The 24,254-nt window shown below is 73.9% G+C and carries 20 protein-coding genes; 13 read left to right on the top strand and 7 right to left on the bottom strand.

The window, feature by feature from the left end; translation table 11 throughout:
• Nucleotides 1-47: 47 nt before the first annotated feature.
• From ACIQ9P_RS30850 to ACIQ9P_RS30835, 4 genes are all read right to left on the bottom strand, one after another.
• Complete coding sequence (locus tag ACIQ9P_RS30850; protein ID WP_402363377.1) at nt 48-899, bottom strand: amino acid ABC transporter permease; 852 nt, start codon at nt 897-899, stop codon at nt 48-50.
• Nucleotides 896-1,549 carry an amino acid ABC transporter permease gene (locus tag ACIQ9P_RS30845; RefSeq protein WP_402363374.1) on the bottom strand — a complete coding sequence of 218 codons (654 nt, stop codon included), beginning with the start codon at nt 1,547-1,549 and terminating at the stop codon, nt 896-898. Before ACIQ9P_RS30845 ends, ACIQ9P_RS30850 begins: the two co-directional genes overlap by 4 nt.
• A gap of 58 nt (nt 1,550-1,607) precedes the next feature.
• Nucleotides 1,608-2,516 (bottom strand): glutamate ABC transporter substrate-binding protein, encoded by a 909-nt coding sequence (locus ACIQ9P_RS30840; protein ID WP_402363371.1) that lies wholly within the window; start codon nt 2,514-2,516, stop codon nt 1,608-1,610.
• A 151-nt stretch (nt 2,517-2,667) separates the two neighbouring features.
• The gene (locus tag ACIQ9P_RS30835; protein WP_402363368.1) at nt 2,668-3,441 is read right to left on the bottom strand and encodes an amino acid ABC transporter ATP-binding protein; all 774 of its coding nucleotides are present in this window, start codon (nt 3,439-3,441) and stop codon (nt 2,668-2,670) included.
• A gap of 413 nt (nt 3,442-3,854) precedes the next feature.
• On the opposite strand from ACIQ9P_RS30835, the gene ACIQ9P_RS30830 reads away from it, so the two are divergent.
• Nucleotides 3,855-4,610 (top strand): response regulator transcription factor, encoded by a 756-nt coding sequence (locus ACIQ9P_RS30830; protein ID WP_402363365.1) that lies wholly within the window; start codon nt 3,855-3,857, stop codon nt 4,608-4,610.
• 6 nt (nt 4,611-4,616) lie between these two features.
• A complete protein-coding gene (locus ACIQ9P_RS30825; RefSeq protein ID WP_402363362.1) occupies nt 4,617-6,056 on the top strand; it encodes a sensor histidine kinase in 1,440 nt (479 codons plus the stop codon).
• Between the two features lie 22 nt (nt 6,057-6,078).
• On the opposite strand, the gene ACIQ9P_RS30820 is transcribed toward ACIQ9P_RS30825, so the two are convergent.
• Nucleotides 6,079-7,086: a TAXI family TRAP transporter solute-binding subunit gene (locus ACIQ9P_RS30820; RefSeq protein WP_402363360.1), complete on the bottom strand. Its 1,008-nt coding sequence runs from the start codon at nt 7,084-7,086 to the stop codon at nt 6,079-6,081.
• A gap of 85 nt (nt 7,087-7,171) precedes the next feature.
• Here ACIQ9P_RS30820 and miaB point away from each other — a divergent pair, with 85 nt between their 5' ends.
• Together miaB and ACIQ9P_RS30810 are read left to right on the top strand one after the other, a co-directional pair.
• A complete protein-coding gene (miaB, locus tag ACIQ9P_RS30815; RefSeq protein WP_402363357.1) occupies nt 7,172-8,674 on the top strand; it encodes a tRNA (N6-isopentenyl adenosine(37)-C2)-methylthiotransferase MiaB in 1,503 nt (500 codons plus the stop codon).
• An 89-nt stretch (nt 8,675-8,763) separates the two neighbouring features.
• The gene (locus tag ACIQ9P_RS30810; protein ID WP_402363354.1) at nt 8,764-9,462 is read left to right on the top strand and encodes a class III extradiol dioxygenase subunit B-like domain-containing protein; all 699 of its coding nucleotides are present in this window, start codon (nt 8,764-8,766) and stop codon (nt 9,460-9,462) included.
• A gap of 49 nt (nt 9,463-9,511) precedes the next feature.
• Here ACIQ9P_RS30810 and ACIQ9P_RS30805 read toward each other — a convergent pair whose 3' ends face one another.
• The gene (locus tag ACIQ9P_RS30805) at nt 9,512-9,799 is read right to left on the bottom strand and encodes an antitoxin (protein WP_402363351.1); all 288 of its coding nucleotides are present in this window, start codon (nt 9,797-9,799) and stop codon (nt 9,512-9,514) included.
• 138 nt (nt 9,800-9,937) lie between these two features.
• Here ACIQ9P_RS30805 and miaA point away from each other — a divergent pair, with 138 nt between their 5' ends.
• From miaA to hflX, 5 genes are all read left to right on the top strand, one after another.
• On the top strand, nt 9,938-10,897 hold the full coding sequence (gene miaA / locus ACIQ9P_RS30800) for a tRNA (adenosine(37)-N6)-dimethylallyltransferase MiaA (protein ID WP_402363348.1): 960 nt from the start codon (nt 9,938-9,940) through the stop codon (nt 10,895-10,897).
• 227 nt (nt 10,898-11,124) lie between these two features.
• Nucleotides 11,125-11,673 carry a hypothetical protein gene (locus ACIQ9P_RS30795; RefSeq protein WP_402363345.1) on the top strand — a complete coding sequence of 183 codons (549 nt, stop codon included), beginning with the start codon at nt 11,125-11,127 and terminating at the stop codon, nt 11,671-11,673.
• A 67-nt stretch (nt 11,674-11,740) separates the two neighbouring features.
• Nucleotides 11,741-12,652, top strand: a complete 912-nt coding sequence (gene dapF / locus ACIQ9P_RS30790; protein ID WP_402363342.1) for a diaminopimelate epimerase — start codon at nt 11,741-11,743, stop codon at nt 12,650-12,652.
• Nucleotides 12,653-12,867: 215 nt separating this feature from the next.
• Nucleotides 12,868-15,300, top strand: coding sequence for a RelA/SpoT family protein (locus tag ACIQ9P_RS30785; protein ID WP_402363339.1), 2,433 nt, complete (start codon nt 12,868-12,870; stop codon nt 15,298-15,300).
• Nucleotides 15,301-15,407: 107 nt separating this feature from the next.
• Nucleotides 15,408-16,916: a GTPase HflX gene (gene hflX / locus ACIQ9P_RS30780; RefSeq protein WP_402363336.1), complete on the top strand. Its 1,509-nt coding sequence runs from the start codon at nt 15,408-15,410 to the stop codon at nt 16,914-16,916.
• Between the two features lie 107 nt (nt 16,917-17,023).
• Here the strand turns inward: hflX and ACIQ9P_RS30775 are convergent, their stop codons facing one another.
• A complete protein-coding gene (locus ACIQ9P_RS30775) occupies nt 17,024-18,202 on the bottom strand; it encodes a trypsin-like serine peptidase (RefSeq protein ID WP_402363333.1) in 1,179 nt (392 codons plus the stop codon).
• A 329-nt stretch (nt 18,203-18,531) separates the two neighbouring features.
• Here ACIQ9P_RS30775 and ACIQ9P_RS30770 point away from each other — a divergent pair, with 329 nt between their 5' ends.
• Genes ACIQ9P_RS30770 through ACIQ9P_RS30755 form a run of 4 tightly spaced genes read left to right on the top strand, consistent with a single transcriptional unit; the run spans nt 18,532 to nt 24,246 of the window.
• Nucleotides 18,532-20,400, top strand: a complete 1,869-nt coding sequence (locus ACIQ9P_RS30770; protein ID WP_402363330.1) for an IucA/IucC family protein — start codon at nt 18,532-18,534, stop codon at nt 20,398-20,400.
• Complete coding sequence (locus tag ACIQ9P_RS30765; protein WP_402363454.1) at nt 20,292-21,017, top strand: GNAT family N-acetyltransferase; 726 nt, start codon at nt 20,292-20,294, stop codon at nt 21,015-21,017. The genes ACIQ9P_RS30770 and ACIQ9P_RS30765 overlap by 109 nt, the downstream gene beginning before the upstream one ends.
• 15 nt (nt 21,018-21,032) lie before the next feature.
• Entirely contained in the window at nt 21,033-22,442 is a 1,410-nt protein-coding gene (locus ACIQ9P_RS30760; protein ID WP_402363327.1) for a lysine N(6)-hydroxylase/L-ornithine N(5)-oxygenase family protein, read from the top strand.
• Nucleotides 22,420-24,246 (top strand): IucA/IucC family protein, encoded by a 1,827-nt coding sequence (locus ACIQ9P_RS30755; RefSeq protein WP_402363324.1) that lies wholly within the window; start codon nt 22,420-22,422, stop codon nt 24,244-24,246. The genes ACIQ9P_RS30760 and ACIQ9P_RS30755 overlap by 23 nt, the downstream gene beginning before the upstream one ends.
• Nucleotides 24,247-24,254: the final 8 nt, after the last annotated feature.

The following is a 24,254-nucleotide window of genomic DNA, read 5'->3' as shown; positions in this document are numbered from 1 at the left end:
CCGGATGGTGTCACGAAGAGCAATGCAACAGTTCACCTGCGTGTCCGTCAAGCAGCAGCTGAAGTGCGCCGGTTCGCGCCGCGTCGGCCACGTGCCTCGATCCACCGGGCGAGCGCGGTGAGCAGGAGGCACATCGCGATGTAGAGCGGGCCGATCACCAGGACCACGGGGATGTAGGGGAAGCCCGCGGAGTTGAGCGGCTGGGTGGCGATCGCCTTCCCCACGAAGAGCAGCTCCTGGTAGGTGATGATGGCACCCAGCGAGGTGTCCTTGAGGGTGACGACCAGCTGGCCGATCATCGTGGGCAGCATCGAGCGGACCGCCTGCGGGACCAGGATGCCGGTCATCACCTGGGTCTTGCGCATGCCGAGCGCGAACGCCGCCTCGCCCTGGCCGCGCGGCACCGCGTTGACGCCGCTGCGGATGATCTCCGCCTGGACCGAGCCGTTGTAGAGGGTGAGGCCCAGCACCAGGGCCCACATCGGCTCCTTGGCGAAGAAGCCGTAGTAGAGCGCGACGATCAGGATCAGCAGCGGCATCGCCCGGAAGAACTGGACCACCGAGACGCACACCCAGCGCACCGGCCTGTGGTCGGAGAGCTGCCCGGCCGCCAGCAGCGCGCCCAGTACCAGCGAGAACACCGCCGCCAGCCCGAATGCCTTCAGGGTCGAGACCAGGCCGTCGACGATCCGCTGCTGGATGGTCGTGTACTGGAAGGCGTCCCAGAGGCCGGCGTCGAACTGGCCGTGGTCGTTCAGCGTGACGAGGACGTACCAGACCAGGCCGGCGATGCCGAGCAGCGAGAGCACCCCGAAGATCCGGTTGCGGCTGCGCGCCTTCGGGCCGGGGGCGTCGTAGAGGACGCTGGCCGTCGCGGAGCGGGTGAAGAGGTTGCTCATCGGGCCACCGCCAGTCGGGACTCCAGGAAACGGAACAGCAGGGCGATGGTGGCGCTGATCAGCAGATAGGCGCAGGCCACCCAGAAGAAGATGGCGAAGATCGAGTAGCCGTCGCCGTCGGAGAAGCCCTGCTGGACGCTGTACAGCTCGCCGACGCTGAAGGCGCCGGCGATCGCCGAGTTCCTCGGCAGCGCGATGAAGACGCTGCTCATCGGCGCCAGCACCGTCCTGGCCGCCTGCGGCAGGACGATCTGGGTGAGCGTCTGGCCGAAGGTCATCCCCAGGCTGCGGGCGGCCTCCGCCTGGCCCAGCGGCACCGTGTTGATGCCGGAGCGGAGCACCTCGCAGACGAACGCCGCGGTGTAGCCGCCGAGCGCCAGCACCGCGAACACGAGGTGGCTGAAGTGCACGCCCAGCGGCGGCAGGCCGAACGTCACGGCGAAGAACAGCACGGTCAGCGGGGTGTTGCGGAACAGCGTGACCCAGCCGGTGCCGAAGGCCCGGAGCACCGGGACCGGGGAGACCCGGAAGGCCGCCAGCAGGGTGCCCAGCAGCAGGGCGAGCAGCGCGCTGAGCGCGCTCAGCGCGATCGTCTGCAGGAAGCCGTCGCGGAACAGCGCGAAGTTGCCGTCCTCGAACAGGAAGCCCATCCGGCGGCCCTCCTCTCAGGGGTTCGTCGACTCGGGGGGAACGGGGGAGACGGGCGGATCAGTAACGGTCGAGGGCCGGCGGCTGCGGGGCCGCGGCGCCGGAGAGACCGAGGGTGGCGTCGTACGCCTTCTTCCAGTCGCCGTTGTCCTGGTGGGCCTTCAGCGCGTCGCTGATCGCGTCGCGCAGCGCCTTGTCGTCCTTGCCCAGGCCGACGCCGTAGTTCTCCTTGGTGAAGGGCTGGCCGACGACCTTGAGCTTGCCGGAGTACTTCGAGGCGTAGCCCTTGAGGATGGCGTCGTCGGTGGTGACCGCGTCGACCTCGCCCGACATCAGCTTCTCGACGCAGGCCGAGTAGGTGTCGAACTGGGTGATCTTCGGCGAGTACTTCTCGATGTTCTTGATCGAGGTGGAGCCGGTGGCGGTGCAGACGTTCTTGCCGTTGACCGAGTCCGGGCCGGTGATCGTGGTGTTGTCCTTCTTGACCAGCAGGTCCTGGCCGGCGACGTAGTACGGGCCGGCGAAGGAGACGGTCTTCTTGCGCTCGTCGTTGATGCTGTAGGTGCCGACGTAGAAGTCGATCTGGCCCTTGGAGATGGCCGGCTCGCGCTGCGAGGAGACCAGGGTCTGCCACTTGATCTGCTGCGGGGTGAAGCCGAGGTCCGCGGCGACCATCTTGGCGATCTCGATGTCGAAGCCGGTGCGGTCGCCGCTGGCGAGGTCCTCCCAGCCGAGGAACGGCTGGTCGGACTTGGCGCCGATGATCAGCTGGCCGCGCTTGCGGGCCTCGGCCAGCACGGCCGAGTCCACCTTGACGTCGGTCTTGACGGTGTAGGTGGGCAGCGCGGGGGCGGCGCTGCCGCCGGCCGAGGTGGTGCCGCCGCCGGGCGTGCCGTCCTTGCCGCAGGCGGCGGTGGCGGTGAGCGCGATGGCGCAGAGCGCGACGGCGAAGGTGCGACGAGTCCTCATGAGGGTAGTTCTCCTCGGGCTTGGCCACGGGTCGACCGGGCTCTGGCGAAGGGTGCGGTTCGGGTGGGGGCCCGGTCGGCGGGCGGAAGGCCCGGTGAGGGGCGGGCGCACGCTGGCGCCCCCGCTGCCGGCCGGGGGCCGGACCGGTGGATCAGTGCTGCAGGATCTTGGAGAGGAAGTCCTTGGCGCGCTCGGAGCGCGGCGCGGTGAAGAAGGCTTCGGGGGTGTTCTGCTCGACGATCCGGCCGTCCGCCATGAACAGCACCCGGTTGGCGGCGGAGCGGGCGAAGCCCATCTCGTGGGTGACGACGACCATCGTCATGCCGTCGGCGGCCAGCTGGCGCATGACCTCCAGCACCTCGTTGATCATCTCGGGGTCGAGCGCCGAGGTGGGCTCGTCGAAGAGCATCACCTTGGGGTTCATCGCCAGCGCCCGGGCGATCGCGACCCGCTGCTGCTGGCCGCCGGACAGCTGGGCGGGGTACTTCGACGCCTGGGCGCCGACGCCCACCCGGTCCAGCAGTTCCTGGGCGGTCCGCACGGCCTGGTCCTTGGCGATGCCGCGGACCTTCACCTGGCCGAGGACCACGTTCTCCAGCACGGTCTTGTGGGCGAACAGGTTGAAGCTCTGGAAGACCATGCCGACCTCGGCCCGCAGCCGGGCCAGCTCCCGGCCCTCGGCGGGCAGCGGGCGGCCGTCGATGGTGATGCTCCCGGAGTCGACGGTCTCCAGCCGGTTGATCGTCCGGCACAGCGTGGACTTGCCGGAGCCGGAGGGGCCGATCACTACGACCACCTCGCCCTGCTGGATCTCCAGATCGATGTCCTGGAGGACGTGCAGCGCACCGAAGTGCTTGTTCACGTTGCGCAGGACCACCAGGGGAGCGGCGTCGGCGCGGGAGTCCTGGTCGAGGCTCGTGGTCATCGGGCCTGCTCCCTCGGGTCGGCCCGTGGGTGCGAACTCCCTTGGGCGGCAATGGTGGTAGGAATCCGAGGGTCGCAGCCGGCGGAGCCGCGACCCTCGGTGGGCCGACCATAGGAGCCCTGACGGCGCCACGTCAGCCGATCTGAGTGGAATTTGAGGATCACGATCCGGCCACACGCCCGGCGAACGCTGTTCACAAAGGCCCGCTAGGGGCACAGTGACAGCGTCCGGGGGCCGCGGCGGGCATGATCACGGAGCCCCGGCGACGGTCGGCGGCCGCTGACCGAGCCTGGCGTCCGGGCGTCCGCTGGCCCATACTGCGCAGAACCGGGACCTGCCCGGCAGGGGCCGTGACCATCGCACGGCGACCGGGGGAGACCCGCCGGGAGACCGTCCGGGAGAGGAGGAGAACCATGCGACTGCTGCTCGTCGAGGACGACGAACGCGTGGCCGCCGCGCTGGTCGCGGTGCTGGGCCGGCACGGCTTCCAGGTCCGGCACGCCCGCAGCGGCCACGAGGCCCTGGACGCCCTGGTACCGGACGGCAACGAGCCGTACCGGGTGGTCCTGCTCGACCTCGGGCTGCCCGACCGGGACGGCTTCGAGGTCTGCAGCCGGATCCGGGCCGGCAGCGGCGTACCGGTGATCATGGTGACCGCCCGCGCCGACATACGCTCCCGGATCCACGGCCTCAACCTGGGCGCCGACGACTACGTCACCAAGCCCTACGACATGGGCGAGCTGCTCGCCCGGATCCACGCCGTGGCCCGCCGCGGCGCCGCCCCCGCCGCCGTCGCCGCGCCCGCCCCGGACTCCGTCCCGCAGCAGCGCGGCCCACTGGAGTCCCGCGGGATCGTGATCGACCGCGAGCGCCGCCGGGTCAGCGTCGACGGCCGGGACGTGCCGCTCACCCGCAAGGAGTTCGACCTGCTGGCGCTGCTCGCCCAGAGCCCCGGCGTGGTCTACCGCCGCGAGCAGATCTTCAGCGAGGTCTGGCGCAGCGGCTGGGAGGGCAACGGCCGCACCCTGGAGGTGCACATCGGCTCGCTGCGCACCAAGCTCGCCCTGCCCGGCCTGGTCGAGGCCGTCCGGGGCGTGGGCTACCGGCTGATCCCGGAGTGCCCGGCCCCCGCCGCCGACAGCACGCCCCCGGCCCGCGCGGAGCACTGACCGCACGTGCGCACCCGCCTGCTCGGCATCCTGATCGCGCTGATGCTCTGCGTGCTCGCCGCGCTCGGGATGCCGCTCGCCGCCGCGTTCGCCGCCGCCGAACAGAGCCGGGTGGTGGTCGACCGTCTGGACGACGCCGCCCGGTTCGCCCAGGACCTGCCGACCTCCGGCGTCTCCGGCCTCGAATCGGCGCTCAAGGGCGACCCCCAGCCCGCCCCCGGCGACCTCAGCCGCCGCCACGCGCTGGACGCGGAGGTGGTGCGCTACCACGAGCTGTACGGGGTGCGGATCGGCATCTTCCAGCGCGACGGCGTACCGATCGCGGTGGCCCCGGCCGACTGGCGGGTGCCCGTCAGCGGCTGGGCCGACCAGGCGTTCCAGGAGGCCCTCGACGGCCGGCGCAGCCACAACCCGCCCCAGGTCTGGCCGTGGACCCCGGACCGGACGCTCACCGTCGCCACCCCGGTGGTCCGCGACGGCGACGTGGTCGCGGTGGTGCTCAGCGACTCCCCGACCGGCGCGCTGCGCACCCGGGTGCTGCGCCAGTGGCTGGTGATCGGCGCCGGCGAGGCCGTCGCGATGATCGTCGCCGTGCTGCTCGCGGCCCGGCTGACCGAATGGGTGCTGCGTCCGGTCCGAACCCTGGACCGGGCCACCCACGACATCGCCACCGGCCGGATGAACGCCCGGGTGGCGCCGGGCGGCGGACCGCCCGAGCTGCAGCGGCTCGCCCGCTCGTTCAACGAGATGGCCGATCACGTGGTGCTCGCCCTGGACCAGCAGAAGGCGTTCGTCGCCGACGCCTCGCACCAGCTGCGCAACCCGCTGGCGGCGCTGCTGCTGCGGGTCGAGGTGCTGGGCCTGGAGCTGCCGGAGGGCCACGACGAGGAGCTCGGCGGGGTCCGTGAGGAGGGCGTCAGGCTGGCCCGGGTGCTGGACGACCTGCTCGGACTGGCCACCGCCGAGCACGCCCGGCCCGAGCCGGAGCCCACCGACCTGGCCGTGCTCACCCTGGCCCGGGTGGACGCCTGGCGTCCGCTGGCCGGTCAGCGCGGGATCGAGCTGGCCTGGGAGGGTCCGGCGCTGGCGCTCGGCCTGGCCGACCCGATCGGTTTCGGCAGCGCGCTGGACGCGGTGGTCGACAACGCGCTGAAGTTCGGCCCGCCCGGCAGCCGGGTCCGGGTGCTGGTCGCGGTGCGCCGCGAGGAGGTCGCGGTGACCGTCTCGGACCAGGGCCCGGGCCTCACCGAGGAGGAGCTCACCCGGGCCGGCGACCGCTTCTGGCGCAGCACCCGGCACCAGAACGTGGACGGCTCGGGCCTCGGCCTGTCGATCGCCACCACGCTGCTCCAGGCCGCCGGCGGCTCCCTCACCTTCGGCACCGCCGTCCCGCACGGCCTCGCCGTCACCCTCGCCGTCCCGCGCGCCCCCCAGCGGCGCGGCTGAGGGCCGGGGCCGGACCCGAGGGTCAGGGCTTGACCGAGCGGTAGTAGCGGGCGGCGCCCTCGTGGAGGGGGAGCGGGTCGGTGTAGACGGCGGTGCGGAGGTCGACCAGCTGGGCGGCGTGGACCTGGGCGCCGATCTGGTCGCGGCTGTCGATCACGGCCCTGGTGAGGCCCTGGACCAGGTCGTCGTCCACGTCGGCGCGGGTGATCAGCAGGTTGGGCACGGCGACGGTGGCGACCGCGTCCTCGGGTTCGGCATTGGGGTAGGTGCCCTTGGGCATCGTGGCCGCCCGGTAGGCGTCGGTGCCGCCGCCCTCGACCTTGTGGACCGCCTCGGCGAGGTCGCCCAGTGGCACGATCCGGATCCGGACGTGCTCGGACAGGTCGGTGAGCGCGCTGGTCGGCAGGCCGCCGGACCAGAAGAAGGCGTCCACCTCGCCGCGCCGCAGCCCGTCGGCGGCGTCGCCGATGCCCAGCGGGGCGGGCCTGATGTCGTGGTCCGGGTCCAGTCCGGCCGCGGCCAGCAGTCGCCGGGTGACGAGGTTGACGCCCGAGAGCGACTGGCCGACGCCGACCCGCAGGCCCTTGAGGTCGGCGGCCCGGTGCACCGGGGAGTCGGCCGGCACGATCAACTGGAGGTAGTCGTCGTAGAGCCGGGCGAGAGCGCGCAGCTTCTCCCGGCCGGGGCCGGTGTACTGGGCCACGGCGTCCGCGGTGGCTATCGCGAAGTCGTCCCGGCCGGAGGTGACCCGGCGGAGGTTGTCGACCGAGCCCTCGGAGTTGTCGAGCTCCAGGCGGACCCCGGGCATCGCCCTGGCCAGCTGGGCGTCCAGCAGCTGCCCGTACCGGTCGTACACCCCGCGCTGGACGCCGGTGGCCAGCCGGGTCTCGCCGCGCGGGTAGCCGGGGGAGCCGCTCTCCGAGAGCCACCAGCCGCCCAGGCCGGCCAGCACCAGGACGAGCGCCGCCACGATCCGCCACAGCGGTCGGCGGGCCGCGGTGCGGAACCGGGAGGAGCTGGTGGAGGCCATGGAAGGGATAGTGCCAGGCGTCCGCGGCGAACGGGAGGGGGCGGGACGGCGGAAGGTCCGGGGGAGCTGCCCGTACCCTGGTCGGGTGAGCGGTGACAGCGGATCGAAGAGCTACAAGGTCGTCACGTACGGCTGCCAGATGAACGTCCACGACTCGGAGCGGCTCTCCGGGTTGCTGGAGGACGCCGGGTACGTCAAGGCGGGCCAGGAGGGTGATCCCGACCTGGTGGTCTTCAACACCTGCGCGGTGCGGGAGAACGCGGACAACAAGCTGTACGGCAACCTCGGACAGCTGGCCCCGGTCAAGACCCGCCACAAGGGCATGCAGATCGCCGTCGGCGGCTGCCTGGCCCAGAAGGACCGCGACACCATCGTCGCCAAGGCCCCCTGGGTCGACGTGGTGTTCGGCACCCACAACATCGGCCACCTGCCGGCCCTGCTGGAGCGGGCCGCGGTCGAGCGCAAGGCCCAGGTCGAGATCCTGGAGTCGCTGGAGACCTTCCCCTCGACCCTGCCCACCCGCCGGGAGTCCGCGTACGCCGCCTGGGTCGCGATCTCGGTCGGCTGCAACAACACCTGCACCTTCTGCATCGTCCCCGCGCTGCGCGGCAAGGAGGAGGACCGCCGGCCCGGCGACGTGCTCGCCGAGATCGAGGCGCTGGTCGGCGAGGGCGTCATCGAGGTGACCCTGCTCGGCCAGAACGTCAACGCCTACGGCTCCGACCTGGGCGACCGCGAGGCGTTCTCCAAGCTGCTGCGCGCCGCCGGGCAGATCGAGGGCCTGGAGCGGATCCGCTTCACCTCGCCGCACCCGCGCGACTTCACGGACGACGTGATCGCCGCGATGGCCGAGACCCCGAACGTGATGCACCAGCTGCACATGCCGCTGCAGTCGGGCTCGGACCGGGTCCTCAAGGCGATGCGCCGCTCCTACCGGCAGGACCGCTTCCTGGGCATCATCCGCAAGGTGCGGGAGGCGATGCCGGACGCCGCCATCTCCACCGACATCATCGTGGGCTTCCCCGGCGAGACCGAGGAGGACTTCGAGGAGACCATGAAGGTCGTCCGCGAGGCCCGCTTCACCAACGCCTTCACCTTCCAGTACTCCAAGCGCCCGGGCACCCCGGCCGCCGAGATGGACGAGCAGGTCCCGAAGGCGGTCGTCCAGGCCCGCTACGAGCGGCTGATCGCGCTCCAGGAGGAGATCTCCTGGGACGAGAACAAGAAGCAGGTCGGCCGCACCCTGGAGGTCCTGGTCGCCGAGGGCGAGGGCAAGAAGGACGACCGGACCGACCGGCTCTCCGGGCGCGCCCCGGACAACCGGCTGGTGCACTTCACCCGGCCCGCCGAGCCGGTCCGCCCGGGCGACACGGTCACGGTGGAGATCACCTACGCCGCCCCGCACCACCTGCTGGCCGAGGGGCCGACGCTCGCGGTGCGGCGCACCCGGGCCGGTGACGCCTGGGAGAAGCGCAAGGGCGTGGCCGCGGCCAAGCCGGCCGGTGTGATGCTGGGGCTGCCGTCCATCGGCGCCCCGAAGGCGCTGCCGCTCGCCGCCCCGGCCGGGGGCGCCTGCTGCGGGGACTGACCCGACCGCGGGGCCGTCGGCCCCCGAACGGCCCGGGGGACCAGCACGGTCCCCCGGGCCGTTCGGCGTTCTTGGCTAGAGTGATCCACATGCTGGTTGCCGCCGCCGTGTGCCCCTGTCCGCCGCTGCTGGTCCCCGAGGTCGCCGCCGGGGCCGCGGCCGAGCTGGAGCCGCTGCGCGCGGCCTGCGACGAGGCGCTCGGGGCGGTGCTCGCGGCCGGGCCGGACCTGCTGGTGGTCGTCGGCACCGGACCGGAGGCCGAGGTCTGGACCGAGGGCGGGGCCGGGTCGTTCCACCGGTACGGCGTGCCGCTGGTCGCCGCGCTGCCGGGCGGCCGGGCCGAGGGCCCCGAGCTGTCGCCCGCGCTGACCGTCGGCGCCTGGCTGCTCGGCCGGGCCGGGGCGAGCGTGCCGACGCACGCCTGCGCGGTGCCCGCCGACGCGCCCGCCGACCGGATGCTCGGACTGGGCCAGGGCCTGGCCGGGCTGGCCGACCGGGTCGGGCTGCTGGTGATGGGCGACGGCAGCGCCTGCCGCTCGCTGAAGGCGCCCGGCTACCTGGACGAGCGGGCCGAGGGCTACGACGGGGCGCTCGCCCGGGCGCTGGGCACGGCGGACACGGCCGCGCTGGCGGCCCTGGACCCGGTTCTGGCGGCCGAGCTGAAGGCCGAGGGCCGGGCGCCCTGGCAGGTGCTGGCCGGCGCCGCCGAGGGCGCCGGCCTCACCGCGCGGCTGGGCTACCAGGACGCGCCGTACGGGGTCGGGTACCTGGTCGCCTCCTGGAGCTGAGCCCGGGGCCCGGTCCGGTCCGGGGCCCTCCCCCGGCCGGTCGCGTGCCTCAGCCGGTCGGGCCGGGCGTCCCGCCGGTCGGGCCGCTCTGCGCCGGGCCGGGCGTCCCGCCGCCCTCGGTGCCCTCGGGCTTGTGGGCGAAGTCGTCCACGGCGGTCCTGGCCTTGCTGGTGCCGTTCTCGATCTTGTCGCTGTACTTGCCCTTGGTGGCCTTGTCGATCGCGCCGCCCGCCTTGTCGACCGCGCTCCCGATCTGGTCGCTGTGCTTGCCGGCGAACTCGCTGGCCTTCTCCTTGAGCTCCTCGGCCTTGCCCTTGAGGTTGTCCATCAGACCCATGGCACCGCACCCTTCTGTCGCTGTCCCTCTCACAACGTCCGTCACGCCCGAACCGTTCGCAACGGGACGAGAAGGATGAAAACGGTCCGGAACGGGTGGCCGGGGCGGCCGGCCGGCGTTGTTTGGCAGACTTGTCCGGTGAGCAGCTCCACTACTGTCCCGCCCGGCCGCCCCCGCGTCGTCTCGGTCGTCGGCGCCACCGCCGCCGGCAAGTCCGACCTGGCCGTGGCCCTGGCCCGCGCCCTCGACGGCGAAGTGATCAACACCGACTCCATGCAGCTGTACCGGGGCATGGACATCGGCACCGCCAAGCTCACCACGACGGAGCGCGGCGGGATCCCGCACCATCTGATGGACATCTGGGACGTCACCGAGGCCGCCAGCGTCGCCGAGTACCAGCGGCTGGCCCGGGCGGTGATCGACCGGCTGCTCGCGGCCGGCCGCACCCCCGTCCTGGTGGGCGGCTCCGGCCTGTACGTGCGGGCGGCGATCGACGAGATGGAGTTCCCGGGCACAGACCCGGAGGTCCGGGCCCGGCTGGAGGCGGAGCTGGAGCGGCTCGGCCCGTACGCGCTGCACGGCCGGCTGGCCGCGCTGGACCCGGCGGCGGCGGAGGCGATCCTCACCGGCAACGGCCGCCGGATCGTCCGGGCGCTGGAGGTCATCGAGATCACCGGGCAGCCGTTCACCGCGAACCTGCCGAGCAACACCGCCGTGTACGACGCGGTGCAGATCGGCGTCGCGGTGCCGCGTCCCGAACTGGACGAGCGGATCACCCTGCGGGTGGACCGGATGTGGCGGGACGGGCTGCTGGACGAGGTGCGGGCGCTGGAGGGGCTCGGGCTGCGCGAGGGGCGGACGGCCTCCCGGGCGCTCGGCTACCAGCAGGTGCTGGACCACTTCGCCGGGAGCTGCACCGAGGACGAGGCACGGGCCGAGACCGTCCGGGCGACCAAGCGGTTCGCCCGCCGACAGGAGTCCTGGTTCCGCCGGGACGACCGGATCCACTGGCTCTCCCGGCCGGCCGGCACCGACCCGGCCGAGCTGCTCGACCGCTCGCTGGGGCTGATCGACCGTCAGGAAACGGCCGCCCGATAGGCGCTTTCCGGCCATCCGGCGGTGCAGTTGCGCAAGCAGAAGGCCGTGCAGGACAGCCCGGCGGTCACGGCCGGATCACGTGATGGCCACGGATCACCCGACGACCCCGGTCAGGCCCGGAACGCCACCCTGGACATGCCATCATCGATGTCATAAGGGTCGGCCCGGGCGGGCCGACCGGGCCAGGCCGCGAGTCGCACTCGTGTCGAACTGTCAGGGGAGGCCGCGTGTCCACGGGTACCGGCCCCGAGATCGGCCAGAACGCCGGACGTTCCGTGAACGGCGGGGCCACCGGCGGCAGGGCCGCGGCGCGGACCGCCGACCTCGACTCCTCGACGCTGCCGGACCTGCCGGTGCTGGCCGGACTGGACATGCCCACCTCGTACGCCCTCGCGCTGCCGGCGCTCGACACGAGTGCCCCCGCCGGCGCGGTGCACGAGCGGGAGATCCGGCCGCGCCGTCGGCTCCGCTGGTGGCAGACGCTGCCGATAGCCCTGCTGGCCACCGCCGGGTCGCTGATGTTCGCCTTCCCGCTGGCCTTCGGCTCGGCCGGGGCCGGCTCGGCGATGATCGGGATGCTCGGTCTGCTGCTGACCGCCGCCTCGCTCGGCTGGGGAGCGATGGCCGCCCGGCACGCCGGTTACAAGTGGCCCGGACTGCCGCGTCGCGGCACCGGCGAACGCGCCGGCTGGCGGGCGATCGTGATCTACACGCTGATCGTGCTGGCCGCCTGCGCGCTGGCCCTGTGGCGGGTCGTCCGGCTCTCCGGCCGGTAGTCGGCACGCGGTCCGCCGGGTGGAACCGGACGGCGGCCGTCCGCCGCGCCTCGGTACCATCGGCAGGGTGACCGCATCCTCCGCGCAGCCCGTCGGCCTCCCCTTCCTCAAGGGGCACGGCACCCAGAACGACTTCGTCATCGTCCCCGACCCGGACGGCCGACTGGCCATCGGCCCCGAGGCCGTCGCCGCGCTGTGCGACCGCCGCGCCGGCATCGGCGGGGACGGGCTGCTGCGCGTGGTGCGCTCCGCCGCCGAGCCGGCCGCCGCCGCCCAGGCCGACCGCGCCGAATGGTTCATGGACTACCGCAACGCCGACGGTTCGATCGGCGAGATGTGCGGCAACGGCGTCCGGGTCTTCGCCCGCTACCTGGTCGACGCCGGGCTGGCCGAGCCGGGCGAGCTGCCGGTCGCCACCCGGGCCGGACTGCGGACCGTGCGGGTCGCGGCGGACGCCCCGGACGGCACGCCCGGGGAGATCACCGTGGACATGGGCCACGCCGTGCTGCCCGGACCGGACGGCATCGCGGTGGCGGTCGGCGGGCGCAGCTGGCCGGCCCTGAACGTCAACATGGGCAATCCGCACGCGGTCGCCTTCGTCGAGAGCCTGGACCACGCCGGCGAGCTGCGGACGGCGCCCGCCACCAGCCCCGAGGGTGCCTACCCGGAGGGCGTCAACGTCGAGTTCGTGGTGGACCGGGGTCCCCGGCACGTCGCGATGCGGGTGCACGAGCGCGGCTCGGGCGAGACCCGTTCCTGCGGCACCGGCGCCTGCGCCGTCGCGGTGGCCGCCGCCCGGCGGGACGGCCTGGACCCGGCGGTCACCGGCGAGGCCGTGACCTACGCGGTCGACGTGCTGGGCGGCCGGCTGACGATCACCGTGCACCCGGACGGCCGGGTGGAGAAGACCGGCCCGGCGGTCATCGTGGCCGGTGGCGAGCTGGACCCGTCCTGGACGGCGCTGCTCGGCGGCGTCTGACCGACCCTCGGGGACCGTGGGCGCGGCCCGGGGGAGCGTTCTCCGGGCCGCGCGGCCGTCCGCGATCGCGTTTGCCCAATTCGTACGGGATCGAATCCGCCCGTTCGGGTGACAGGGATGACGGACGGGAAGCGGGGCCTCGCGGAACGTGCTCTGCTCGGTAGCATGGACCACCGGGTCGGCCCACGCCCCCGGTACCGCTGCCGGAGGTGCCGATGACCATCGAAGCCGGGCAGCCCCTGGCGGGGCAGCCGACGTCCGCACGGCAAGCCGGGCCCAGACGGCCGCTCGGCGGACTGGGCCGGGCCGCGCTCGGACGCGCCGGGCGCGCCGCGCTGCTGGCCACCGGCCGCCCGCCCGTGCCCGACGCCCTCGAACCGCTGGTGCAGGCCCACCGGCGCCACCATCCGCAGGCCGACCTCGGCCTCCTCGGCCGTGCCTACCGGCTCGCCGAGGAGAGCCATCGGGGCCAGAAGCGGAAGAGCGGCGAGCCCTACATCACCCACCCGCTGGCCGTCACCATGATCCTGGCCCAACTCGGCGCCGGGACCACCACCTTGGTCGCCTCGCTGCTCCACGACACCGTGGAGGACACCGAGTTGACGCTGGATCAGGTGGCCGAGGGCTTCGGGCCCGAAGTCGCCTACCTGGTCGACGGGGTGACCAAACTGGAGAAGGTCGACTTCGGGGCGGCGGCGGAGGCGGAGACCTTCCGCAAGATGCTGGTCGCCACCGGGGACGACGTCCGGGTGATGGTGATCAAGCTCGCCGACCGGCTGCACAACATGCGGACCATCCGGCACATGAAGCCGGCCAGTCAGGTGCGGATCGCCAAGGTCACCAGGGACGTCCTGATCCCGCTCGCCGAGCGGCTCGGCATCCAGGTGCTGAAGGCGGAGCTGGAGGACATCGTCTTCGCCACCCTGCACCCGGAGGAACACACCCGCACCCGGGCCCTGCTCGCCCGGCACGAGGACGGCCCGGACACCCTGCTGGCGCCGTTCGCGGGCGCCCTGGGCCGCCAGCTCGCCGAGGCCGGGATCGCCGCCGAGGTGACCGTCCGGCCCCGGCACTGCGTCTCGCTGCACCGGGTGCTGCTCAAGCGGGACGCCGCCCCGGGGCGGGACGGCCGACCGCAGGAGCCGCAGCCGGCCGACTTCGGGCGGCTGCTGGTGGTGGTCGAGGACAACGCCGACTGCTACGCCGTCCTCGGTGAGCTGCACACCTGCTGGACGCCGCTGCCGGGCGAGTTCAAGGACTTCGTGGCCGCGCCCAAGTTCAACCTCTACCAGTCGCTGCACACCGCGGTGGCGCTGGCCGGCGGCGAGGTGGTCGAGGTGCTGGTGCGCACCCGCCGGATGCACGAGGTGGCCGAGACCGGGGTGGTGGCGCTCGGCGACCCCCGGCAGTCCGCGCGCGGCGGCGAGCAGGCCCCGGACGAGCTGGACCGCACCGACCCGGCCCGGCCGGGCTGGCTCTCCCGGCTGCTGGAGTGGCAGCAGGAGACCCCGGACCCGGACGCCTTCTGGTCCGCCCTCACCGCCGACCTCGCCGGTGACCGCGAGATCACGGCGGTCACCGAACTCGGGGAGACGCTTCAGCTCCGGGCCGGGGCGACCTGCGTGGACGCCGCCTACCTGCTGGGCGAGGAGACCGGGCACCGATGTATCGGGGCGCGGGTGAACGGGCGGCTGGTGGCCCTCTCCACCGTGCTCCAGGACGGCGACCGGGTGGCCATCCTCACCGACGGCTCGGACACGCCCGACGGCCCGCGGGGCCCGTACGGCTCCGAGGGCCCCGACGGTCCCGACGGTCCCGACGGCTCCGAGAACTCCGGCCCCGCCCCCGAATGGCTCGCGCACGCCCGCACCCCCGCCGCCAGGATCGCCATCGAACGCTGGCTGGCGGACCACCCGCCCCGCCGTCCGGTGGTGCGTACCGGCCCCTCGGCGGGCCAGCCCGCGCCGCCCGCCCACCCCGTCGCGGCCGGTCGGCCCGCCGTCCCGGTCACCGCTGCCGGGCGCCCGGGCGCGCCCGTCCGGCTGGCCCGCTGCTGCACCCCGGTGCCGCCGGACCCGATCGTCGGCTACCCGATCCGCGGCGGCGCGGTCGCCGTGCACCGGGCCGGCTGTCCGGCGGGGGAGCGGATGCGGGACGACGGGCGCGGCGCGCTGGAGGTCCACTGGCGCCCCGGCGGCGCCCCGCCGGCCGGCTACCGGGCGACCCTGCGGGCCGAGGCGCTGAACCGGCCCCGGCTGCTCGCCGACCTCACCGCCGCGATCTCCGGGGAGGGTGTCGGCATCGTCTCGGCCGAGGTCGAGCCGCCGCAGGAGCTGCGGGTCCGGCACACCTACACCGTCGAGCTGCCGGACCCGGCCGCCCTGGCCGCGGTGCTGCGGGCCATGCTGCGGGTCTCCGGGGTGTACGACGTGGAGCGGCCGCACGCCCCGCCCGGCGGCGGTCCCGGCCGGGCCCCGGCGGTGCCGTCCGCCGCGGCGGACGGGCCGGCCCGCGACCCGGCGGCGCCGGAGGGAAATGCGGATGACCCGCCCGCGCCCGGCGTGCGACCATCATGGGGAATTCACGGCCGGACCGCGGCGTTCTCGGGGCAGAGGAGTCCCAGTCCGAACCGCGGCCCCGAGGGATAGCTCGCACCTCGCCCGAGTGGTAGTCGGGGCGGCGGCTGGGCAGACTCCCGGTACGACCGTCCGTACGGTCGTGCGCACGCCACCCGTTCCAGCAGCCGAAGGAAAGAATGACCTCCACGTTCGACACCCGCGACCAGACCGACGCCACGAGCCGCATCGACGGTCTGCGGGCGGAAGCCCTCATGGACGAGGACCTCGCGGCCATCGACGAGGACCACGGCCACGACTACGACGGCGACCAGTACGACCGCAGCGAGCGCGCCGCGCTCCGCCGTGTCGCCGGTCTCTCCACCGAGCTCGAGGACGTCACCGAGGTCGAGTACCGCCAGCTCCGCCTGGAGCGCGTGGTGCTCGTCGGGGTCTGGACCGACGGCACCCTGGAGGAGGCGGAGAACTCGATGGCCGAGCTCGCCGCGCTGGCCGAGACGGCCGGCTCCGAGGTGCTGGACGGTCTGATCCAGCGCCGTGACAAGCCCGACGCGGCCACCTACATCGGGTCCGGCAAGGCCAAGGACCTGCGCGACATCGTCGCCGCCAGCGGCGCCGACACCGTGGTCTGCGACGGTGAGCTCACCCCGGGCCAGCTGATCCACCTGGAGGACGTGGTCAAGGTCAAGGTCGTCGACCGGACGGCCCTGATCCTGGACATCTTCGCCCAGCACGCCAAGTCCCGCGAGGGCAAGGCGCAGGTCTCGCTCGCGCAGATGCAGTACATGCTGCCGCGACTGCGTGGCTGGGGCCAGTCGCTCTCCCGGCAGATGGGTGGTGGCGGCTCCGGCTCGTCCGGCGGCGGCATGGCGACCCGCGGTCCCGGTGAGACCAAGATCGAGACCGACCGGCGCCGGATCCGGGAGAAGATGGCGAAGCTCCGCAAGGAGATCGCCGACATGAAGAAGGGCCGCGACACCAAGCGCCAGGAGCGCAGGCGCCACCAGGTGCCGTCCGTGGCCATCGCCGGCTACACCAACGCCGGCAAGTCCTCGCTGCTCAACCGGCTCACCGGCGCGGGCGTGCTGGTGGAGAACTCGTTGTTCGCCACCCTCGACCCCACCGTGCGCCGGGCGCAGACCCCGAGCGGCCGGGTCTACACCCTGGCCGACACCGTCGGCTTCGTCCGGCACCTGCCGCACCACCTGGTCGAGGCGTTCCGCTCCACCATGGAGGAGGTCGCCGACGCCGATCTCATCCTGCACGTGGTCGACGGCTCGCACCCCGAGCCGGAGACGCAGCTGGCCGCCGTCCGCGAGGTGGTCGTCTCGGTCGACGCGCAGAACGTGCCGGAGATCGTGGTGATCAACAAGGCCGACGCGGCCGACCCGCTGGTGCTGCAGCGGCTGCTGCGCCGCGAGCCGCACGCCATCGTGGTGTCGGCCCGCACCGGCGTCGGCATCGAGGAACTGCTCGCGCTCATCGACGACGAGCTGCCCCGGCCGGCGGTCGAGGTGCACGCGCTCGTCCCGTACACCCAGGGCGCGCTGGTGTCCCGGGTGCACGCCGAGGGCGAGCTGCTCGGCGCCGAGCACACCGGCGAGGGCACCCTGCTGCACGCCAAGGTGCCGGCCGAGCTGGCCGCCGAGCTGGAGCCCTTCGCGGTGGCGCTGACGCCGCAGGGCTGATCCGGACCGCGCGAACGGCCCCGGTCCCCTCCCGCACGGGAGGGGACCGGGGCCGTCGGTGTGTCCGGCCGACCGTTCCCGGCCGTGGTCGTGCCGGGGCCGGGCTGCTACTTCTTCTTGGAGATCCAGTCCAGCGCCTGCTTGGCGACCGTCTCCAGGTACGGCCCGCTGAGCGAGGTGTGGTCCTGGGTGCCGATCGAGGTGTTGGAGACCAGGGCGAGTTTGCCGTCCGGCATCGGCGCGAACCAGCCGCCGCCGCTGGAGCCCTGGGTCATGTTGCAGCCGATGGTGAGCATCGACGGGCGCTTCGGGTCGAAGGAGAGCCGGGTCGGCTTCCCGCCCTCGCACTTGTACAGCTCCTGGCCGTCGAACGGCTTGTACAGCGGGTAGCCGACGGCGGTCGCGGTGACCTTGTCGCGCGGGGCGTCGAACCAGACCGGGACGGCCCCGCCGACCGTCTCCTCCAGCGACTTGCCGCTGTCGTTCTGGTTGCCCACCCGCATGATGGCGAAGTCGTACTGGTTCGCCGCGTCACCGGTGCCGCCGCCCTCGACCAGCCACTGCGGCGAGGTCACCACGTCCTTGGCCCACCAGGTGCCGAGCGGCGCCAGTTCGGCCAGCGGGGCCTTCTTGCCGCCGCTGGACGCGCCCGAGTTGTTGTAGGCGGGGACGAACACCAGGTCCTTGAAGTAGTTGCCGCCCTTGCCCGGGTGCACGCAGTGGCCGGCCGTCCAGACCAGGTTGCTCTTCCCCGGGTGCACCGGGTCCTGGACCACGGTGGCCGAGCAGTTGCCGCGGCCGCCCTCGGCGGAGAAGAAGACCTTCCCGGACGGCTGCTTGGTGTACGGACGCGGCACCGGAACGGCCTTGACCGTCGCGGGCTCGGGGTCGGTGACCCCGCCGTCGTCGGCGGGCTTGGCGGTGGGCGGCGCCGGGTCGGCCGGCTTGGAGTCGCCCATCTTGTCCGGGTTCCAGAAGTCTTTGACGATCGGGTTGTTGAAGACGTGCTTGGACGCCCAGTTGTCCCAGTCCTCGAACTTCCACCGGGTCAGGTCGTCCCAGCTCTTCGGCAGCCCGTCCAGCAGGCTGGTCGGAATGCCGGTGGGCAGGGTGATGCCGCCGATCACGCCGCCGCCCGCGGTGGAGGCGGAGACCGAGGTGCCCGCCGAGGGCGGCGGGGCGGCGGTCCCCCCGCCCGAAGGCCCGTCCGGGCCGCAGGCGGTGACGGCGAACAGGGTCCCCGCCGCGAGGACCGCGGCCGCGGCTGACCGGTGTATCGCTGGCATGAGTGCTGTCCCCCTGATGGTTCGGTGTGGGCGGCTGGCCGCCGCCCTGGAGTCTGCCACTGGCCACCAGGACGACCCCGGGCGGCCCCCGGTTGCGGATCCCGGTGGCGGTCACCGATCTGTGACGCGAGAGCCGCCGGCTCGTTGGCAGGGAGGACCCGACTCCCTCCCGAATGGTGAACCTTCACCGGTCTTCACCCGGACGAGTGAAGCGCCCTTGTGATCACCCGTCAGGGATAGGTAACCCTTACCTGACGCGACGGTGCGAGCGCCCGCCGGATTCCTCCACCCCACGCGCGTCGGCACTCCACGCGCACCAAGGAGCAGCATTGAGCACCGCCCTCACCGGAGCCCCGCCCGACCTCCCGGCCAGCCGCCCCGGCCCCGCCGCCACCCACCCGACCGCCGCCGCACCGACCGCCGCCGCACCGGTCCCGTCCGACCGGCTGCTCCACCCGGACCCGGCCGTCGCTGCCGAACAGGCCGCCGTGGAGGCCCTGTTGCGCTGCTGGGCCCGTGAGACCGGCGCCGCGCCCGGCCCGGACGGACACCTGCGGATCGCCGTCCTCGGCGGTGCCGCCCGCCTCTCCGCCCCCGTCCGGCACTGGTCACCGGCGGGCTGGCACCGGTTCGGCCGGGCCACCCTCGGCGCCGGCCCGGCGGGGGACGGCCACGACGCCCCGGTGGACGCCGTCACCGTGGCCGCTCTGCTCGCCGCCGCGGCCGCCGACCGGCCCGACCCCGGACAGATCGCCGACCTCGCCGCCCGGGTCGCCGACTCGGTGGTCCGCACCGCCGACATCCTGGCCCACCACCGCTCCGCCAACGCCCCGGTACCCGGCGGACCCGAACGCTCCGAGTTCCTCGCCGCCGAGCAGTCCCTGCTGCTCGGCCACCCGATGCACCCCACCCCCAAGAGCCGCGACGGCCTCGGCCCCGCCCAGAGCGCCGCCTACTCGCCCGAACTGCACGGCTCCTTCCAACTGCACTGGTACGCCGTCGACCGCGAACTGCTCGCCGCCGGCTCCGCCCTCACCGAGGGCGCCGACCGGATCACCGCCCGGCTCCTCGGCGACCCCGCCCTGCTGCCGCCCGGCACCGCCGCCCTCCCGCTGCACCCCTGGCAGGCCCGCGAACTGGCGCACCGCCCGGCCGTCGCCGCCCTGCTCGCCGAGGGCCGGCTGCACGACCTCGGCCCGGCCGGCGCCGCCTGGTACCCGACCTCCTCGGTGCGCACCGTCTACCGGCCCGGCACCCCCTGGATGCTGAAACTCTCGCTCGGCCTGCGGATCACCAACTCCCGCCGGGAGAACCTCCGCAAGGAGCTCCACCGGGGCCTGGAGATGCACCGGCTGCTGGAGAGCGGCCTCGGCGCCGAGTGGCGGGCCGCGCACCCCGGCTTCGACATCGTCCGCGACCCCGCCTGGATCGGCGTCGACCACCCCGGCCTCGGCGACCCCGGCGGCCTGGACACCGTGCTGCGGGCCCAGCCCTTCGCCCCCGGCGACCGCGCCTACTGCGTCGCCGGACTCGTCGCCGAACGGCCCCTCCCGTCCGGTCCCGGCGATGAGACCGGCCCCGTCCGGTCCCGGCTCGGCGACCTGCTGCGGACGCTCACCACCCGCACCGGCCGGCCGCTGCCCACCGTGGCCGCCGAATGGTTCCTGCGCTACCTGGACGCCGTCGTCCTGCCCGTGCTCTGGCTGGACGGGCAGGCCGGCATCGCGCTGGAGGCCCACCAGCAGAACAGCCTCGTCCTGCTCGACGCCGACGGCTGGCCGAACGGCGGCCGCTACCGCGACAACCAGGGCTACTACTACCGGCACAGCGCCACCGACCGGCTCACCGCCCGACTGCCCGGTCTCGGCACGCGCAGCGACACCTTCCTCGACGACCCGGTGATCGACCACCACTTCGCCTACTACCTGGGCATCAACCACGTCCTCGGCCTGGTCGGAGCCCTCGGCTCGCAGCGGCTCGCCGACGAGGCCGTCCTGCTGGCCGCGCTCCGGCGCTTCCTGACCGGCCCGGCCGCCCGCGCCACCGGCTCCGTGCTGCCCGGCCTGCTGCTCGACGCCCCGACCCTGCCCTGCAAGGCCAATCTGCTCACCCGGATCCAGGGCCTGGACGAGCTCGTCGGGCCGGTCGCCACCCAGTCCGTCTACATCGAGCTGCCCAACCCGGTGGCGGGCGCGTGAGCGGCCCGGTGGACGGGCACACCAGGTACACCGGGTCCGTCGGGGGCACCGGCACGGCGGACGATCCGGCGGAATGGGGCGACATGGCCACCGACGCCGGGGAGTTCCGGCTCCGCCGGGTCCGGCTCCCCGCCGACCTCGGCCTGCTCACCCGCTGGATGAACGACCCCGAGGTGGCCGCGTACTGGGAACTCGCCGGACCGGCCGCCGTCACCGAACGCCACCTGCGCGCCCAGCTCGACGGCGACGGCCGCAGCTTGCCCTGTCTCGGACTGCTCGACGACACCCCGATGAGCTACTGGGAGGTCTACCGCGCCGACCTCGACCCGCTCGCCGCCCACTACCCCGCCCGGCCGCACGACGCCGGCCTGCACCTGCTGCTCGGCCCCGCCGGCAGCCGCGGCCGGGGCCTCGGCACCATCCTGCTCGCGGCCCTGACCGAACGCGTGCTGCGGGAGCACCCCCGCTGCGAACGCGTGGTCGCCGAGCCGGACGTCCGCAACCGGCGCTCCGTCCGCGCCTTCCGGAGAGCCGGCTTCCGGCTCGCAGCCGAACTCGACCTGCCCGACAAGCGGGCCGCCCTGATGGTCCGCGACCGCACCCCGCACCCCGCCTAGGACAGCACCCGCCTCATGGACACCCCAGCCACCCCGCCCGGACCGTACGACCTGCTCGGCATCGGCATCGGCCCGTTCAACCTCTCGCTCGCCGCGCTCGCCGAGCCCGTCCCCGGGCTGCGCACCCTCTTCTGCGACCGGCGCCCGGAGTTCCGCTGGCACCCCGGGATGCTCGTCGAGGGCGCGCGGATGCAGGTGCCGTTCCTCGCCGACCTGGTGTCCCTGGTCGACCCGACCAGCCCCTGGTCCTTCCTCAACCACCTGCGGGAGGAGGACCGGCTCTTCCCGTTCTACTTCACCGAGCGCTTCCAGCTCACCCGCCGCGAGTACGACCACTACTGCCGCTGGGCCGCCGAACGGCTCGCCAACTGCCGCTTCGGCACCGAGGTCGCCGCCCTGCACTGGACCGGCGACCGCTACCGCGCCGACCTCCGCGAACCCGCCACCGGACGGGAGCACACCGTCGAGGCGCGCAACGTCGTGCTCGGCGTCGGCACCCTGCCCGTCCGCCCCGCGGCCTTCGCCGCGCTCGACGGCCACCCCGGGGTCCTCCACTCCGCCGACTACCTCGACCGGCGCGACGGCCTGGCCGGCGCCCGCGACATCACCGTGGTCGGCAGCGGGCAGTCCGGCGCCGAGATCTTCCTCGACCTGCTGCGCCGCCACGACGACGACGGCGTGCGGCTGCGCTGGCTCACCCGCACCCGGGCGCTCGCGCCGATGGAGTACTCCAAACTCGGTCTGGAGCACTTCACCCCCGACTACACCCGGTACTTCCACGGTCTGCCCGAGGCCGTCCGCGACCACCTGGTCGAGGCCCAGTGGCAACTGCACAAGGCCGCCTCCGCCGAGACCCTCGCCGAGATCCACGACCAGCTGTACGAACGCACCGTCGGCCGCCCGGTCGGCGCGGCACCGGTCGAGATCACACCCGGCACCGCCGTCACCGCCGCCCGGCCCGGCCCCTGCGGCGGGCTCGAACTCGACTGCCGGCACAGCGACTCCGGCACCGCGCACGTCCTGCGCACCGACGCCGTGGTGCTCGCCACCGGCTACCGGGCCGTCGCCCCGGCCGCCCTGGAGCCGCTCGCCCACCTGATCGACCGCGACCCGTCCGGCCGCTACCGGGTCGACCTCGACCACCGGGTGGCCACCCGCCCGGAACTCACCGGCGGGCTGTACGTGCAGAACGGCGAACTGCACACCCACGGCGTGGGCACCCCCGACCTCGGCCTCGGCGCCCACCGGGCCGCGGTCATCCTCAACGCGGTGACCGGGCGGACCGTCCACCGGCTGCCGCGCCGCACCGCCTGGACCGGCTTCGCGCCGCCCGCCCCGGCCGCCACCTCCGCCGCCTCCTCCGTTCCCGCCTCCAGCCTCCCCCGACCCCAGGAGCCGACCCGTGCCGCAACCGCCGGCCGCTGAACCGCCGCTGTACCTGCCGCCGCAGCTCACCGCCGGCCATTGGCAGCGGGCCGGCCGCGCGCTGCTCGCCAAGATGCTCGGCGAGTTCGCCTACGAGGAACTCCTCGCCCCGACCGGGACCGGGGCCCCGGACGACTGGCTGCTCACCCTGCCCGGGGCCGAGTACCGCTTCGCCGCCCGGCGCGGCGCCTACGGCGGCTGGCTGGTCGACCCCGGCTCCGTCCGCTGCGACGACCCCGAGGGCCTCGACCCGCTGCGCTTCCTGGTCCACGCCCGGCACGCCCTCGGGCTGCGCGGCGACACCACCGGCCACCTCCTGCGCGAACTCACCGCGACCCTGATCGCCGACGCCCACCTGCTGGCCACCGGCCTCAGCGCCGCCGAACTCGCCGACCTCGGCCACACCGAGCTGGAGGGCCGACAGGGCGGCCACCCCTGGATCGTCCCCAACAAGGGCCGGATCGGCTTCTCCGCCGCCGATGCCGCGCGCTGGGCCCCCGAGGCCCGCACCCCGCGCCCGCTGCCCTGGATCGCCGTGCACCGCCGGCTCGCCGAGTACCGGGGCGTCGCCGGCCTCGCCGACCCCGAGCTGCTGTACCGCCGGGAGCTCGACGACCCGGCCGCGCTGCGGGCCCCGCTCGGCGCCGACGCCGACGACTACCTGCTGCTGCCGGTGCACCCGTGGCAGTGGGACGAGACCGTGGTGCCGCTGTTCGCCCCGTGGATCGCCTCCGGCGAGATCGTGCCGCTCGGCACCGACGGCGACCTCCGGCTGCCCCAGCAGTCGATCCGCTCGTTCTTCAACGAGAGCCGCCCCGAGCGCTGCACGGTCAAACTGCCGCTGGCCGTCCTCAACACCCTGGTCTGGCGCGGCCTGCCCACCGAACGCACCCTGGCCGCGCCCGCCGTCACCGCCTGGATCCACGGGCTGCGCGACGCCGACCCCTTCCTGCGCGAGGAGTGCCGGGTGGTGCTGCTCGGCGAGATCGCCTCCGTCACCGTCGACCACCCCGTCTACCGCGACCTGCCCGAGGCCCCCTACCAGTACAAGGAACTGCTCGGCGCGATCTGGCGGGAGCCGCTCGGCCCGGCCCTGGCACCCGGCGAGCGCGGCCGCACCCTGGCCGCCCTGCTCCAGACCGGACGCGACGGACGGCCGCTGGCCGCCGAGCTGGTCGCCCGTTCCGGCCTCGCCCCCGCGGAGTGGACCGGTCGGCTGTTCGCCGCGATGCTGCCGCCGCTGCTGCACTTCCTCTACCGGTACGGGCTGGTGTTCTCCCCGCACGGCGAGAACGCCGTCCTGGTCTTCGACGAGCGCGACGTACCGGTCCGGCTGGCGGTCAAGGACTTCGTCGACGACGTCAACCTCAGCGACCAGGACCTGCCGGAGCTGCGCGACCTGCCCGCCGAGGTGGACGCGGTGCTGCTTCGCGAGGACCCGCAGGGCCTGTGCCAGTTCCTGCACTCGGGGCTGTTCATCGGCGTCTACCGCTATCTGGCGCCGCTGCTGGAGGCCGGGACCGGCCTCGCCGAGGCGGAGTTCTGGGCCCTGCTGCGGGCCGAGATCCACCGCTACCAGACGCGGTTCCCGCAACTCGCCGAGCGGTTCGCGCTGTTCGACCTGTTCCGGCCCCGGATCGACCGGCTCTGCCTGAACCGCAACCGGCTGCTGCTGGACGGCTACGGCGACCGCCCGCACCGCCCGCACGCGGCCCGGCACGGCACCGTGCCGAACCCGCTCGCCGCGGGCGGGACCGGTTGGCTGCCCCGCCGTCGGGACCGGATTGTCACCCCTGCCCCGTAGGCTGGGAC

The sequence above is a fragment of the Kitasatospora sp. NPDC094019 genome (assembly GCF_044764505.1).
Lineage (GTDB): Bacteria > Actinomycetota > Actinomycetes > Streptomycetales > Streptomycetaceae > Kitasatospora.
This window is presented reverse-complemented; position numbering and strand designations above follow the sequence as displayed.